Origin of the sequence: Maricurvus nonylphenolicus (assembly GCF_042854845.1) — a bacterium.
GTDB lineage: Bacteria > Pseudomonadota > Gammaproteobacteria > Pseudomonadales > Cellvibrionaceae > Maricurvus > Maricurvus nonylphenolicus.
Map to the genome: position 1 here is coordinate 1,734,104 of NZ_AP031498.1, position 14,610 is coordinate 1,748,713.

Below are 14,610 nucleotides of genomic sequence, written 5' to 3' on the forward strand. Positions count from 1 at the left end.
TAACATTTCTTAAATAAATAGGCCTGCTGGCGAGTATACATTTGCCCACAGGCCTATAGACTACTCTCTCTACCGTTATTTATGTGATCCGTAGGAGAGTCAGCTGGTGTTTAACCCCGGTAAGCGGTTTAAGTGGATTGTTGCTCTGGCGATGCTGGTGGCCATTGCGGTGATGGGCTGTGCAGTCACTGATGAGCAGCCAGCGTTTAAAAATGCTGAGGCTCACTCCCCTTCAAGTGACAGTGGTGCGCTCTGGGAGTGGCTGACAACCGATCCGCAGCACCCGGAACCGTCGCAACCCATTCCATTGCGGAAAATTAGCGAAGAAGAACTGAGCAATACCACTGAGTCCGTGGTATATCGTCTGGGGCATTCCACGGTATTAATTCGCACCGATGGGCAGTATGTATTAACCGATCCCATGTTTAGCGAGAGAGCCTCGCCGGTACAGTGGATAGGTCCCAAACGTTTCCATAAGCCTGCGTTGACCATCGATGAATTACCACCGATTAAAGCGGTGATTATCAGCCATGACCATTATGATCATCTGGATAAGGACTCTATTCAGGCGCTGTCTGATCGAGTGGAGTTCTTTTTAACACCTTTGCGGGTAGGGCAGTATCTGCGCGATTGGGGCGTTTCTGACAACAAAATTATTGAGTTGAATTGGTGGCAGCAGAAGAAAATCGGTAGTTTGACCTTTACCGCAACGCCTTCTCAACATTTTTCCGGACGCGGTCTGTTTGATCGCAATAAAACCCTGTGGGCAAGTTGGGTGATTCACTCTCCACAATCCAATATCTTCTTTAGTGGCGATACCGGTTATTTTATTGGCTTTAAAGAAATTGGTAGAAGATTAGGGCCGTTTGATATCACCTTAATGGAAAATGGCGCCTATAACGCGGCCTGGTCGGATATTCATATGATGCCGGAAGAGACTGTCAGAGCGCATCAGGATTTAGGCGGCAACGCCATGGTGACCATTCACAACAGTACCTTTAATCTGGCACTGCATGATTGGTTTGAACCTTTGGAGCGCGTACAGCAATTATCTGATCAGCAGGGGGTGAATCTTTTAACCCCTCTGTTTGGGGAAGTAGTATCGGTGAAAACGCCCATTCCTACCTTGGCCTGGTGGCGGCCTTATCTACCTGCCGTGGCGGCAGTGACTACTGGCGAGGAAACATCTCCAACACTTTAAGTTCTTAAACTTACTGGTTGCGGTTTTTAGCTTCAATCCACTGAGCCATATATTGTGTGCTCTTATGGTGATGGTGGTTGAGCATGGCACCGGTAAAGTTATTCAGGCGATGCTGCTTAAAGTTCTCACGTAAGCCTTTAATGCGATCAACCAACTGTTGCTGATGTTGGGTTAGATTAAAGAGTTGATTGTGCAGTTCGAACCCTTTTTCCCGCGCGGATGCCCATTGCTCGTTATGGGTATAGTGCCTTACTGCAGCATCAATAAATGCCTCCGCATGATCAAAGCATTGGGGCTGCCATGCCTCTTCCGAGCCCATACCTTCAGCACCAATGCTGGTGGTTACAGACGGGGTACCACAGGCCATGGCATCCACCAGCTTGCCTTTTAAACCGGCACCAAAGCGCAGTGGTGCCAGGTTAACTCGCGCATGGCGCATTACTTCATAGGCATCTTCAGCCCAGCCTTTTACCAGGAAGCCTTGTTTGTCGTTGTGCAGTTGCGTGGCTTTTTTCGGTGGATAGGCGCCGTAAATATGTAGCTCTGCATCAGGTAATTGTTTGCGTATACCTGGCCAGATACTTTCTTTTAAATAACGCACGGCATCCCAGTTGGGGGCATGGCGGAAATTGCCGATACAGATAAAGTGTTGGCGCTCTGCAAATGCGGGTAGTTGTGTCTGCTTCTCACTGCTGATGACCGGCAACATAAAGGGATTGTAGAGCAGCAGGCTGCTATCAACGTTAAACAGTTTCTCCAGGATCTGCATTTCCGCTTCTGAAATCATCAACGTTAAATCGCTGCGGTAGATCGAGGCGATCTCCCGTTGTGCGTTTTCAGTAAACAGCAATTCGGGGGTAACCGGCGGATTAATCTCGCCGGTTTTTTTGAAGTGTTCATGGCGCGCATAGCGCAAACTAAACAGATCTTCGGTATCGAGAATGCGCAATGCATCGGGGCAGTATTTGGCTACACGCCAGCCAAATTGTTCTTCCATCATAAAGCGGTCAAACATCACCAGATCCGGGTTTACCGATTGCACAAATGCATCAAAGCTGCTGTTGTTTAGCTGAATACTTTCTTCGCGAATACCGCGAGCGGGAAGGTCGATGCGGTGCACAGACTTTTCAGCAGGGCTGGCAAAAGTGACCTGCCAGCCTTGTTCAATAAAGGTATCGAGCAGGGCCAGCATACGATAACCGGCAGCGGAAGAGGCGGGTTCTGGCCAGACATAGCCAATAACAAGAACATTCATGAGGTGATTCTAGGTGTGCATTCAATAAAGAGCTATATGTTATCCTATCTGTAAGTACAGCATAAGGAAGACAGGTGTGGAAAAAGTCTTTATCAGTTCCCAGCAGTTGCTGGAGGATTCCTTTAATCTTGCCTTGAAGGTTTTTGAGAGCGGTTTTCGCCCCAACTATATTGTTGGCGTGTGGCGCGGAGGGGCACCGGTGGGTATTGCTGTGCAGGAACTGCTGGATGTGATGGGCTTTGAGTCCGACCATATCGCCATTCGCACCTCGTCCTATACTGGCATTGGTGAGCGTGACAAGCATATCAAAGTCCATGGGTTAACTTACCTGATCAAACGTCTTGAGGCTGAAGACTCGCTGCTGATTGTAGACGATGTTTACGACACGGGTTTGAGCGTGCAGCAGGTGGTGAGTGTCTTAAAAGCCGCTTGTAAAAAAAACACGCCGGAGATTCGTATTGCCACGCCTTACTTTAAGCCTGGTAATAATCAAACTGATCAAGATCCGGATTACTATATACACGAAACAGAGAAGTGGTTGGTGTTTCCGCACGAATTGGATGGGTTGACGATTGAGGAGATTCACCAGCATAAGCCGGAGTTGTCCAAGGTGGCGGATAGGTTGATTAAACTGAAGAAGTAACAGGGAGCAGCGTCATCCCTGCGCAGGCAGGGATCCAGTGTCTTTTAGGGACGCTAGATTCCTGCCTGCGCAGGAATGACGTTAACAAAGTGCGGAGTTAGATTTAGAGTTCAGCAATCTTACCTTTCTGCTCTTCCAGCTTCTCCAAAGCACTCTGCATATCAGCCATCTTGTCCTTTTCCTTTTGAACAACTTCAGCCGGCGCCTTGTCGACAAACTTCGGATTATTCAGTTTGCCTTCAACGCGCTGCAGGTCTTTCTTGATCTTGTCGATTTCCTTATCCAGACGCGCCATTTCCGCGTCTTTATCGATCAGGCCAGCCATAGGTACCAGCACTTCCATCTCACCAACAAGACCGGTGGCAGACATAGGTGCTTCATCACCGGCGTTTAACCAGGTGATAGATTCCAGGCTAGCCAGGGTCAGTAGGTACTGCTCGTTTTCCTGCAGGCGACGCTGATCATCAGCACTACCATTGGCAAACAGAACAGGCACTTTCTTGGCCGGAGAAATATTCATTTCACCGCGAATATTACGCACGCCTTCAACCACACCTTTGAGCCATTCCACATCGTTAATGGCTTGCTCGTCGATCAGGCTGTCGTCGCAGATTGGCAGGGCGGCGGTCATGATAGTGTCGCCTTCTGTGCCTGCTAAGTCCTTAACGCGCTGCCAAATCTCTTCAGTGATATACGGCATCAATGGGTGAGCCAGACGCAGTACTTCTTCCAGTACGCGAATCAGGGTACGGCGGGTACCCACTTTTTGCGCTTCAGTAGTGCTGTCGCTGTTCAGGATAGGCTTGGACAGCTCCAAGTACCAAGAGCAGTACTCGTTCCAGATAAAGTCGTACAGCGCCTGAGAGGCCAAGTCGAAGCGATAGGATTCAACACCTTCAGCAACGGCTTTTTCGACTTGCTGCAGACGAGCGATAATCCACTTATCCACAACGGACAATTCAAAGTCAGAACCAGTCTGGCCGCAATCACGCGCTTCTACGCGGTTACCTTCATCGTCCTGTACTTCACAGTTCATCAGTACATAACGTGAGGCATTCCAGATTTTGTTACAGAAGTTACGGAAGCCTTCGATACGGCCCACATCAAACTTAATATCACGACCGGTGGAGGCCAGTGAGTAGTAGGTGTAACGCAGGGCATCGGTACCGTAAGCAGCCAAACCTTCCGGGAATTCCTTACGGGTCTGTTTTTCAATCTTCTGACGCAGGTGCGGCACCATCATGCCGGCGGTGCGTTTCTCTACCAGCGATTCCAGATCAATACCGTCGATCAGGTCGATTGGGTCAAGTACGTTACCTTTCGACTTCGACATCTTCTGACCGTGACTGTCACGTACCAGACCGTGAACGTAGACGGTGTGGAAAGGCACTTCTTTTTTGAAGTACAGGGTCAGCATAATCATACGCGCAACCCAGAAGAAGATAATGTCGAACCCGGTTACCAGCACATCGGTACTGTGGAAGGTTTTCAGGAAGTCAGTTTGCTCAGGCCAGCCCAGGGTACCGAAAGTCCACAGACCGGAGGAGAACCAGGTATCCAGAACATCGTCGTCCTGCTTCAGGGTAACGTCATCGGCAATATTATTTTTCTTGCGTACTTCTTCTTCGCTGCGGCCAACAAATACATTACCTTCTTCGTCGTACCAGGCCGGAATACGGTGGCCCCACCACAGCTGACGGGAAATACACCAGTCCTGAATATCACGCATCCAGGAGAAGTACATGTTTTCGTACTGCTTGGGCACAAACTGGATATCGCCACCTTTAACGGCTTTGATCGCCTCGTCGGCCAGCGGCTGGGTTTTCACATACCATTGATCAGTCAGGTAGGGCTCAATCACCACGCCGGTACGATCCCCGCGGGGTACTTTCAGTTTGTGGTCGTCGATTTTTTCCAGCAGACCCAGGGCGTCCAGATCTTCAACAATCTGCTTACGGGCATCGAAGCGATCCATGCCCTGGTATTTTTCCGGAGCATTCTTGTTGATCTGGGCATCATCGTTAAAGATGTTGATCAGCGGTAGGTCGTGGCGCTGGCCCATCTCGTAATCGTTAAAGTCGTGGGCCGGGGTGATCTTCACACAGCCGGTACCAAACTCACGGTCAACGTAGTCATCGCCAATAATAGGGATCTCGCGGCCAACCAGCGGCAGGGTGATGGTCTTGCCAATCAGATCCTTGTAGCGCTCGTCTTCCGGGTGTACCGCAACGGCGGAGTCACCCAGCATGGTTTCCGGGCGAGTAGTGGCAACCGTCAGGTGGCCAGAGCCATCAGTCAGCGGGTAGCGGAAGTGCCACAGGAAGCCGTTTTCCTCTTCAGACAGTACTTCCAGATCGGATACGGCGGTGTGCAGCTTGGGATCCCAGTTCACCAGGCGCTTGCCGCGGTAAATCAGGTCATCTTCGTACAGGCGGATAAAGACTTCCTGTACAGCTTTATAAAAACCGTCATCCATGGTGAAGCGCTCGCGAGACCAGTCAGGGCTGGCACCCAGGCGACGCAGCTGCTGGGTAATGGTACCGCCGGACTCTTCCTTCCACTCCCAGATCTTGTCGATAAACTTCTCACGACCCAGGTCATGGCGGGATACGCCCTTGGCGTCCAGCTGGCGCTCAACCACCATCTGGGTGGCAATACCGGCGTGGTCAGTACCTACCTGCCACAGGGTGTTGTGGCCCTTCATGCGGTGGTAGCGGATCAGGGCATCCATAATGGATTCCTGGAAACCGTGGCCCATATGCAGGCTGCCGGTGACATTGGGCGGCGGGATCATAATGCAGTAGGGATCACCCTTGCCGGAAGGCTTAAAGTAACCGCTATCTTCCCAGGTTTTGTACCACTGTTGCTCAATTGCGCTCGGCTGGTAGGTCTTATCCATATCTCAACTATCTATTTCAACTTGCTGTCTGAAGGCTTGAAAACGGCAAAAATGGCCTGTTGGGCCATTTGGGGCCTGTAATTCGTCAAAAAGAGCGGGATTATACAATGGCTGGCCGCTGGGGGGGAGGCTTTCTTGGCAACTCTCAGGTCTGTCAGGATTAGATAACCATTTGTAATTTGGGGGGCTTTGCTTTAGCGTTGACCGACCTGCATATCTCGCTGTGGCCATAGGTAGATTAACCTTCACCGGTTATAGCAGGTAAGGAATTTTTGACATCCATAAAAGGAATTTTCATGCGTATTACCACACCTTTCGCGTCTTTTTTGTTTTCCCTGTGTTTGACCAGCCCATTCTCATTAGCAGAATCACCACAGTCTGATCAGCCGGTAGCTGAAGAAATATCAGTAGCTCAATCTGAAAGTGCAGCAACGCTTGAACTCACTGAAGCTGAGGCCCGTCAGCAATGGGCGGAAGAGTTTCTTAACAGCATTACTCCGCAGACTGGCACCATTTCACTACCAGGAGGTATTGCCTCGCTGGAAGTGCCTGAGAATTTTTACTACCTCTCACCACAAGATTCCAAGCGAGTGTTGGAAGAGGCCTGGGGCAACCCTGAATCGGCTCTAGGGTTGGGGATGTTATTCCCGGCTCAGTACTCGCCACTGGATGGTGATGCCTGGGGGGTCGAGATTGATTACGAGGAAGAGGGCTATGTCTCCGATGAGAATGCCGCGGATCTGGATTACGATGATTTACTAAAAGAAATGCAGGCCGATACACGTGAATCTTCCGCCTACCGTGTTGAAGCTGGTTACGAATCTATCGAGCTCGTTGGTTGGGCTGCTCAACCCTACTACGACGCCCAGACCCACAAACTCTATTGGGCCAAGGAACTTAAGTTCGGTAGCATTGATTTCAATACCCTGAATTACAATGTTCGCGTGCTGGGACGCCAAGGCGTGTTGGTGATGAACTTTATTGCCAACATGAATCAGCTCTCTGAGATCGAAGCATCACGTGATGAAGTGCTAGCGATGGCAAGCTTCAATGAAGGTAATCGTTACAGCGATTTTAACCCAGATATCGATAAGGTAGCGGCTTATGGCATTGGTGGTTTGGTTGCCGGTAAGGTGTTGGCAAAAACGGGCTTGTTGGCGATGGCACTGGTGTTTTTAAAGAAGTTTTGGTTCCTATTATTTATTCCGTTGATTTGGCTAAAGAATATTATCTTTAAGAAAAAAGTCGAAAGTTAAAAAGATAAAGTGGAGGGGGTTATATCCCTCCACTTATTTTGAGGTTTCCTGTCTTAACGCGTTTCCCAGTACCAAAAAATACTCTTGAAAAGCAACGTTAATCCGCTGCCGTTGTTCTCCTTGCGGATACAGCCCCATCTTGGCCTCATCACTGGCTTTGGTTCCTGCCACCAAAAAGTTATTACTAATATGGGAGTCCTGCACAAATGCCTCAAACGCACGGGCACAGAGCTCTTCCGGTTTACTGTAATAGCAGATGTTATGTTCCCGATCGGTCTTAGCTGATTGTAAGAACAGTTCACTTGGCTCATTACCATCGGCATCGAGCATAATGGCCCGGAAGCAGGCAAACAGGCGATCGTTAATCGGGTGGGGAATTGGGGTGGCATCTTTGAGCCAGGCTTCAGAGGCAAATATGTTTGAATCGATATCACTAAACGCCTTGGTGCCCAGATAGTGATCGAATGCATGAAACCACTCGTGGGCAATGCTTCCTGGACCTGCATTTTTGGCTAGAGAAAAGGTGCGGCTGCTGGGTAAGTAGTGGGCCGAGACACCGGGCTGGCCGCCAATACCGTATTGGAAAGACAGGGTGCCGCGTAAGGATATTAAGGTTTCGGGGCCCTGCAGTATGTCCATTAAATCTACCAGAGCGTGGTAGAACAAATCGGCGGCACGGTTGCGTTCGTCATCCGTGACCCAACGGCCAATGCTGATTGAGCGGAAATCGAAGCGTGAGCGGACGTCTACAAAGCTGATGGGCTGGCCGTTAGCATGAGTGAGCGTTGGGCTATTGGGGTTATTGCGGTAGAACGCTCGCTTTGATGGCATGGGTAGATGGTTGGTAAAATGTGTTTTGTGGATTGTAATGCTCTTGCTCTGGAAGGAGAAGGGGGCTGACCCGCAGGGTCAGACCCCAGCGTTCTTGGTAATTCCGTCGTGCGGGACTGACTCCGGATTTATATATACACCGCTCAGATACACAAAAAAGCCCACCGAACTGCCAAACTCAATAGCAGCGTGATGGGCTTTAGTGAAGATGAGGCTAGTTAAAAGCGATAATCTACACGTGCCCCCACAGTACGCGGACGAGAAGGATCCGTCTGCGTAGCAGGCAGGTTGTAAGTGTCTTCAGAGTAACCCCAGTTGTAGTACTCTTCTTCAAATACATTGTCGATATAAGCGGTTAGGCGCCAGGTGTCGTCTTCAGAGGACAGGGCTGCGCGCAGGTTAACCACTTCGAAGCTATCGATTTGTACCTGTTTGTCGTTGGATACTTCTGAGTACTGGCTGGCGGTGTAGGTATATTCACCGGTCAGAGCCAGTTTACCCAGGCCGGTATCGATGGTGTAAGTCAGCATGGTCACGCCTGAGAATTCAGGTGAGAAAGGCATCTCATTACCGTCACAGCTATCACACAGATCATTCGGGGCACCTGAGAATTCGGTATCCAGATAGGCCATACCGACATACAGATCCAGTGAATCCCCAATCAACCAGCGCAGATCAACTTCCAGTCCCTGACCTTCGGATTCACCCAGGTTGTCAGTAATGGTTGCACCACCGCTACCATCAAAGAAGGCTTGTTGCAGATCTTCATAGGTGTAGCTGAACAGTGAGATGTTGACGTTCATGGTGTCATCCAGCAACACACCTTTGGCACCGATTTCATAGGCCAGTACCGACTCTTCATCGAAACGGGCTGGTACGCCATTGGCGGCATCAACAACACCGTCGACAGCGGCACCGGTGATATCGACACGCAGGTAATCAAAACCGCCGGATTTGTAACCGGTGGCTACGCTGCCGTAGATATTCCATTGCTCGGTAAGTTGATGGCTGAGGGCAATACGGCCGGAAAGGTTTTCCCAGGTATTGGTGTCTTTAATCTCGCCATCGGTGAAAATTTCGACGTTGTTCCAGCCGGCGATCCAAGAATCGGGCACGGCTGCGTTAACGGAGTATTCTTTTTTATCCTCGGTATAGCGAACGCCAAGGCTTAATTCCGTCGCTTCACTCAGTTCCCAGCTCAGGTTGCCGTACACACCCCAGCCACTAAATTTACCTTCAGTAACGGAGCGTTCAAACAAGGTGTTTGTGCTGGTATACGAAAAAGGATCGGTAGTGCCGATGTTATCGGTACCAAACAGGTCATCCATGGCTTCTGCGGTACTGGCGTAACCGGAACTTGGTAATGCTGCGATAGGACCACCTAAATCAGCCAGGTCAGAACAGGTACGAATGCTGTCTGCTGGAGCTATGACACCTTCATCAACAAAAATACCATCACACAGATAATCTTCGTTGCTGTTATCGCTGAAGGTTGCATCGATATCTTCCTGGTAATAACTGACACCGGTTACCCAGTGGAAGGGGCCGTCACCGGTGGAAGCCAGGCGAAACTCCTGGCTGAAATAATCTCCTTCCTGATCGCGTTTAAAGGTATCAATGTTTGCGGCTGTGCCATCAAAATCTTCGGTGTAGCTGTAGTCGTGAGTTTTATAACCACTGATCGACGTGAGTTTCATACCGTCTAGGTCGATATCGAGAGTGGCGATAACGTCGGTGATTTCAGATTCGTCATTACCGCGCTGGTCATTAAAGACTTCATCGAAATCGCCCTGGGTATCCAGTGCACGATAAATGGTGCCGTCACTTTGGCGTTCTTCGTGTTGAATCAGTACAGTCAGGCTGGCATCTTCCCAACCGTCATAGACGGTAACCAGGCGCACGGCATCCACTTCACTTTGGCCTAAATCGCGACCGCCGGCCAGGTTTTTAACGTGGCCGTCTTCCTCTTCATGGATGCCTGACAAACGCATTGCCAGATCATCGGTGATGGGCAGGTCGACACTGACGCTGGCTTCTTTACGGCCTAATTCGCCAAAGCCGACAGAGACTTCGCCACCAAATTCATTGCCCGGTTTTTGGCTAACCATGCTGATGGCGCCGGAGGCGGTGTTACGGCCAAACAGCGTACCCTGCGGGCCTTTAACCACTTCTACTCGCGCCATATCAAACATGGTGGGGGTGGCACCGGTGCGGCTTTGTGATACGCCGTCGAGGAATACACCAATGGCAGGATCGCTGCCGCTACCAAAACCGTTGTTGCTGATACCGCGCACAGAGACGGCATCAAAGAAGGAGTCTTCGGTTTGACCGGAAACGCCCGGGGTGATGGAAAACAGGTCTTTGAAGTTGTTGAGGTTGGCATCTTTCAGGGCTTCGCCAGTGAAGGCGCTAACCGACATGGGGACTTCCTGCAGGGTTTGCTCCCGCATTTGTGCCGTGACAACTATCTCTTCAATGGTGTTGGCCAGAAGGTATTCGGTGGGTACCAGAGCTGCAAAAACTCCTAAGGCCAGCAGGTTGCGTCTAGATTTAACAGACATAATTTCCTCTCCTCTAATAGTACTTAGAGATGTGTATTTTTATTATTAATAGCCCTCATCTATCGAGGCCCTGGCCACGCCATGCACGTTTCTAATGCTTGCTTTTACAGCTTAGCTCGCATTTTGCTTTGTTTATTCGGCTCTGGCGAGTCCGGGGTAAACAGCCAAGGATCAACCGTTATTCTATTAGCTCAAAATTCAACAGCCGAGTTATTGTTCGGTTTTTGGGCGGCGTTTGTCAACAGTTAAATTGAATTATTGTTCGATTATTGGGTTGGGCGGATAGACGGCACATCGATAGTGCAAAAACAGCCTGTAAATGACTGCCGGGTACCAGATCAGGGCACAACTTCTAGTGTTAGGTATCCTTTGGTTATCTGATAACTGTTTCCTTTAGGAAACAATGAAGTTCGCTTTGCTGTATATGGAATGAATACTTCTGGCGCTAGACTGTTGTGGTATGTCGATAATTGAGGAGATTCCATGAGCCAGTTAACAGTGACAGAGGCCATCAACACCCGTAAATCCGTGCGAGCCTTCCAGGATAGGCCCGTTGATCAGGCGCTGTTACGGGATATGCTAACCCTGGCCGGTAAAACTGCCTCTGGGAGTAATTTACAGCCCTGGAAGCTACATGTGTTGACCGGAGAGGTAAAAGCCAGTCTAACGGCTAAGGTGAGCGAGCGGATGATGAATAGTCCTGCTGGGGAGGAAGCCGATATTCCCATCTACCCGGAAAAGCTGGCTGACCCCTGGCGTAGCCGTCGCTTTGAATGTGGTGAAACCATGTACCGAACTCTGGGCATCGGGCGTGAAGACAAGCTAGAGCGGCTTGGGCAGGTGGTAAGAAACTTCGAGTTTTTTGGGGCGCCTGTAGGTTTGATCTTTACCATGGACCGCTCCCTGTGTGAGACACAACTTATTGATATCGGTTTGATTGCCGAAAATATTCAGCTATTGGCGAAAGAGCAGGGCCTGGATACCTGTGCGCAGGCGAGTTGGACCATGTGGCCAAAGACCATTCGTGAAGTGTTGGGTTTGCCGGAAAATGAGATGGTGGTATTGGGGATGTCCCTGGGTTATGCCGATGAGCAGGCCAAGGTCAATGAGACGGTTCAGTCACGGGTGGCGTTGGACGATTTTGTAGCCTGGCACGGCTTTTAACGCGGCTCAAGCAGGGCAGGCTCTTCCCCCATAATCTGCTGTTTGATGTGTTGCCATTCTTCACTGGAGCCCAGTGTGTCTATGTGCTGATGCAGGCTTTTATAGCGTGTTGCGTTTAGATTGGGAAACATGACCGCGCGGGAATATTCATCATGGGGTGTGGCAAGGGCCTGGAAGGTACCTGGCCGAAAGATTCTTTGCTCGTAGTACTGCAGGGTTTTGGCGCTGAGGATGGTGGCGTCAACCCTGTTGGCGGCGACAAGTTTCAGGTTTTGTAATTCCGAACTGGCTTCGATGGCCCACTGGCGACCCTGGTCAATGTTTTCGGTGACCCCCCAGAAGTAATAACCGCGAGGCAGTGCCAGCTTCTTATCGGTAAGGTCGTTGGGGTGTTGGTAGGGAAAGCGGTTACCAGAGCGTACGGCAACTACATCAACATCCCACAAAAAGGGCTGGCTCCAGTGAAAGCGGGTTTGTTGCTTGTCTTTAAACCAGGTTGGGTTTACACCTATAACCGCTCCGTCCAGTGTGCCTGCTTTTAAGTGCAGATCCAGGCGTTTGCGGGGAATGTATTTTAGTGTGATTTTCCACTGTTGCTGGTGTGTATTCAGCAGGTTGATAAACGCCTGGTAGAGCCCGGTATGGCGGTTGTTGGGATTGAGCTGGGTACTCTTTTGGTTAACCGGTCCCCAGCTTTGCCGCTGGTTAAAGTAATAAGGGGGCTTGTCGTGATAGGTATAAAATACCAGTTCTTCGGCCGCGAGCGTTGGGTTGATGATCATCCCGAAAAGCCATATCCCAAAAAGCCGTCCCAGTAGGCGGGACAGGCGTCGGGATCGATGTAGAAGCAGGGACTGCATACGGGATAATAGCCTTCTCACTCACTGCAGGACTTTCGTTACTAGACATTGTTATTTAATGTATTTTTAGTATTAACTGCAACTGCATAATATGCCATTAAGTTTCTAGAAATCGGCCTAGTTGCAAATCCTGCATCGCTTGCTGAATCTCTGTATGGCTGTTCATCACAAAAGGGCCATACTGCACAATAGCTTCATCAATGGGTTTGCCGCTCAGTACCAGCAGTTCGGCACCATCCGGGCCCGCGTTGATCGATAGTGCCTCACCGCTTGAAAATACCCCCATTTGCTGTGTGTTTACTCCCTCGCGTATTTCTCCTCTATAGACATACAGCACAGCAGAATAGTTCGGATTAAAGCTCAATTCAGTGGTTGTGTTAGGTTCGAGTATCACATCCAACAACAGCGGCTCGGTCGAAAAATCATGCTCGGATAGGGCTCCTTGCACACTGATGCCGTGCCCCTGCACATTTCCGGCTATGACTCGCACCTGACTGCTGTCGTTGATCGTAATACTTGGGATGTGCTGGCTGCGAAGATCGCGATAGGCTGCAGGCTTCATCTTTTCGGCGGCAGGTAGATTCAGCCAAATCTGAAAACAGTGTAAAAGACCGTGATCCTGTTCTGGCATTTCGGAGTGTAATACGCCTCTGCCTGCGGTCATCCACTGTACATCCCCGGATTCAATAACACCTTCATTGCCCATATGGTCACGGTGGCGCATACGGCCTGCTTTCATATAGGTGATAGTCTCGAAACCGCGATGGGGGTGTTCTGGGAAGCCGCCAATATAATCGGCGGCTGCATCGGAGTTTATCTCGTCGATCATTAAAAAAGGGTTTAAAACCGGGTGTAAACGCTGGCCAGCCAGGCGATTGATTTTTACACCATCGCCGTCGCTGGCAGGTATAGCTGAGATAACCTGTTTAAGTGTTCTTTGCGTCATGTCGGGTCCTGCCTTAGCTTGCCTGGGCATCGATAAAGTGGTCTCGGTTGTGGGGCGAGCTAAAGTCCAGCTCGGGGCCGAGTGGCACTATGCCCGTCGGGTTAATACTGAGATGACTGGCGTAGTAATGGGTTTTGATATGATCAAAGTTCACCGTCTCGGCAATGCCTTTGAGTTGATAAAGCTCGCGGATATATCCGCTAATGGCCGGGTAATCACTCAAGCGCTGACGATTGGTTTTAAAGTGGCCGTAATAGACTGCATCGAATCGCACCAGGGTGGTAAACAAGCGCCAGTCCGCTTCAGTGATGTGTGAGCCGGTTAAGTAACGCTGCGTTGTCAGAATGCCCTCCACCCAATCTAGGGCGTCGAACAATTGATAGAACGCCGTTTCATAGGCTGCTTGAGTTGTCGCAAAGCCCGCACGATACACACCGTTATTGATGGTGTCGTAAACCCTGGCGTTTACTGTATCAATCTTTTCTTGCTGAGCTAGTGGGTAATAGTCATCGGTATTGCCGGTCAGGTGATTAAAGGCATTGTTAAACATGCGAATAATCTCTGAAGATTCGTTGCTGACAATGGTTTCTGTCTGCTTGTCCCACAGTACCGGTACGGTGACACGGCCTTCGTAACTGGCATCGGCTTTGAGATAGAGTTGATACAAAAACTGCAGACCGTAATTGGGATCAGTCATTTCCCAGCCGTGTTCCAGCATGGTGGGCTCTACAATGGTGACATCGATATACGGCTGCAGTTGCTTTAGGTTGCGAAAGATCAGCGTGCGGTGCGCCCAGGGGCAAGCCAGGGAAACGTACAAATGGTAACGGCCTGCTTCGGCTTTAAATCCGGCCTGTCCGCTGGGGCCTGCTTTACCGTCTGCAGTGATCCAGTTTCTGAAGCGGCTGTCCTGGCGGCGAAACTCGCCGCCGCTGGTTTTGGTGTCGTACCACTGATCGACCCACTGGCCATTTTGCAGTAAACCCATGATCTT

The 14,610-nt window shown here is 50.2% G+C and carries 11 protein-coding genes; 4 read left to right on the forward strand and 7 right to left on the reverse strand.

The genetic code is table 11. The features are described 5' to 3' along the window. The first annotated feature begins 106 nt into the window (after positions 1 to 106). Positions 107 to 1,201 carry an MBL fold metallo-hydrolase gene (locus ACGHZ6_RS07450; RefSeq protein ID WP_390618199.1) on the forward strand — a complete coding sequence of 365 codons (1,095 nt, stop codon included), beginning with the start codon at positions 107 to 109 and terminating at the stop codon, positions 1,199 to 1,201. Between the two features lie 10 nt (positions 1,202 to 1,211). Here ACGHZ6_RS07450 and ACGHZ6_RS07455 read toward each other — a convergent pair whose 3' ends face one another. Next, positions 1,212 to 2,456 (reverse strand): glycosyltransferase, encoded by a 1,245-nt coding sequence (locus ACGHZ6_RS07455; RefSeq protein ID WP_390618200.1) that lies wholly within the window; start codon positions 2,454 to 2,456, stop codon positions 1,212 to 1,214. A 76-nt stretch (positions 2,457 to 2,532) separates the two neighbouring features. On the opposite strand from ACGHZ6_RS07455, the gene ACGHZ6_RS07460 reads away from it, so the two are divergent. Further along, on the forward strand, positions 2,533 to 3,099 hold the full coding sequence (locus tag ACGHZ6_RS07460) for a phosphoribosyltransferase (protein ID WP_390618201.1): 567 nt from the start codon (positions 2,533 to 2,535) through the stop codon (positions 3,097 to 3,099). Positions 3,100 to 3,202: 103 nt separating this feature from the next. Here the strand turns inward: ACGHZ6_RS07460 and ACGHZ6_RS07465 are convergent, their stop codons facing one another. Further along, complete coding sequence (locus ACGHZ6_RS07465) at positions 3,203 to 5,998, reverse strand: valine--tRNA ligase (protein ID WP_390618202.1); 2,796 nt, start codon at positions 5,996 to 5,998, stop codon at positions 3,203 to 3,205. A 296-nt stretch (positions 5,999 to 6,294) separates the two neighbouring features. Between ACGHZ6_RS07465 and ACGHZ6_RS07470 the strand changes: the two genes are divergently transcribed. After that, on the forward strand, positions 6,295 to 7,254 hold the full coding sequence (locus ACGHZ6_RS07470; RefSeq protein WP_390618203.1) for a DUF2167 domain-containing protein: 960 nt from the start codon (positions 6,295 to 6,297) through the stop codon (positions 7,252 to 7,254). Between the two features lie 33 nt (positions 7,255 to 7,287). Here the strand turns inward: ACGHZ6_RS07470 and ACGHZ6_RS07475 are convergent, their stop codons facing one another. Together ACGHZ6_RS07475 and ACGHZ6_RS07480 are read right to left on the reverse strand one after the other, a co-directional pair. Continuing rightward, positions 7,288 to 8,085 carry a CLCA_X family protein gene (locus ACGHZ6_RS07475; RefSeq protein WP_390618204.1) on the reverse strand — a complete coding sequence of 266 codons (798 nt, stop codon included), beginning with the start codon at positions 8,083 to 8,085 and terminating at the stop codon, positions 7,288 to 7,290. A gap of 218 nt (positions 8,086 to 8,303) precedes the next feature. Next, positions 8,304 to 10,646, reverse strand: a complete 2,343-nt coding sequence (locus ACGHZ6_RS07480; protein ID WP_390618205.1) for a TonB-dependent receptor — start codon at positions 10,644 to 10,646, stop codon at positions 8,304 to 8,306. Between the two features lie 483 nt (positions 10,647 to 11,129). Here ACGHZ6_RS07480 and ACGHZ6_RS07485 point away from each other — a divergent pair, with 483 nt between their 5' ends. Continuing rightward, positions 11,130 to 11,810, forward strand: coding sequence for a nitroreductase (locus ACGHZ6_RS07485; protein ID WP_390618206.1), 681 nt, complete (start codon positions 11,130 to 11,132; stop codon positions 11,808 to 11,810). Here ACGHZ6_RS07485 and ACGHZ6_RS07490 read toward each other — a convergent pair. The 3 genes from ACGHZ6_RS07490 to ACGHZ6_RS07500 form a co-directional block, all read right to left on the reverse strand. Further along, positions 11,807 to 12,592: a substrate-binding periplasmic protein gene (locus ACGHZ6_RS07490; protein WP_390618207.1), complete on the reverse strand. Its 786-nt coding sequence runs from the start codon at positions 12,590 to 12,592 to the stop codon at positions 11,807 to 11,809. The two genes, ACGHZ6_RS07485 and ACGHZ6_RS07490, sit on opposite strands and share 4 nt — an antisense overlap. 175 nt (positions 12,593 to 12,767) lie before the next feature. Next, entirely contained in the window at positions 12,768 to 13,616 is an 849-nt protein-coding gene (locus tag ACGHZ6_RS07495) for a pirin family protein (protein ID WP_390618208.1), read from the reverse strand. 13 nt (positions 13,617 to 13,629) lie between these two features. Further along, positions 13,630 to 14,604: a glutathione S-transferase family protein gene (locus ACGHZ6_RS07500; RefSeq protein WP_390618209.1), complete on the reverse strand. Its 975-nt coding sequence runs from the start codon at positions 14,602 to 14,604 to the stop codon at positions 13,630 to 13,632. Positions 14,605 to 14,610: the final 6 nt, after the last annotated feature.

Excerpts from the sequence above, each read along its gene's own strand:
- ACGHZ6_RS07500 (WP_390618209.1), bottom strand. The coding sequence starts at position 14,604 with ATGGGTTTACTGCAAAATGGCCAGTGGGTCGATCAGTGGTACGACACC.
- ACGHZ6_RS07485 (WP_390618206.1), top strand. The coding sequence starts at position 11,130 with ATGAGCCAGTTAACAGTGACAGAGGCCATCAACACCCGTAAATCCGTG.
- ACGHZ6_RS07455 (WP_390618200.1), bottom strand. The coding sequence starts at position 2,456 with ATGAATGTTCTTGTTATTGGCTATGTCTGGCCAGAACCCGCCTCTTCC.
- ACGHZ6_RS07495 (WP_390618208.1), bottom strand. The coding sequence starts at position 13,616 with ATGACGCAAAGAACACTTAAACAGGTTATCTCAGCTATACCTGCCAGC.
- ACGHZ6_RS07490 (WP_390618207.1), bottom strand. The coding sequence starts at position 12,592 with ATGATCATCAACCCAACGCTCGCGGCCGAAGAACTGGTATTTTATACC.
- ACGHZ6_RS07475 (WP_390618204.1), bottom strand. The coding sequence starts at position 8,085 with ATGCCATCAAAGCGAGCGTTCTACCGCAATAACCCCAATAGCCCAACG.
- ACGHZ6_RS07480 (WP_390618205.1), bottom strand. The coding sequence starts at position 10,646 with ATGTCTGTTAAATCTAGACGCAACCTGCTGGCCTTAGGAGTTTTTGCA.
- ACGHZ6_RS07470 (WP_390618203.1), top strand. The coding sequence starts at position 6,295 with ATGCGTATTACCACACCTTTCGCGTCTTTTTTGTTTTCCCTGTGTTTG.
- ACGHZ6_RS07465 (WP_390618202.1), bottom strand. The coding sequence starts at position 5,998 with ATGGATAAGACCTACCAGCCGAGCGCAATTGAGCAACAGTGGTACAAA.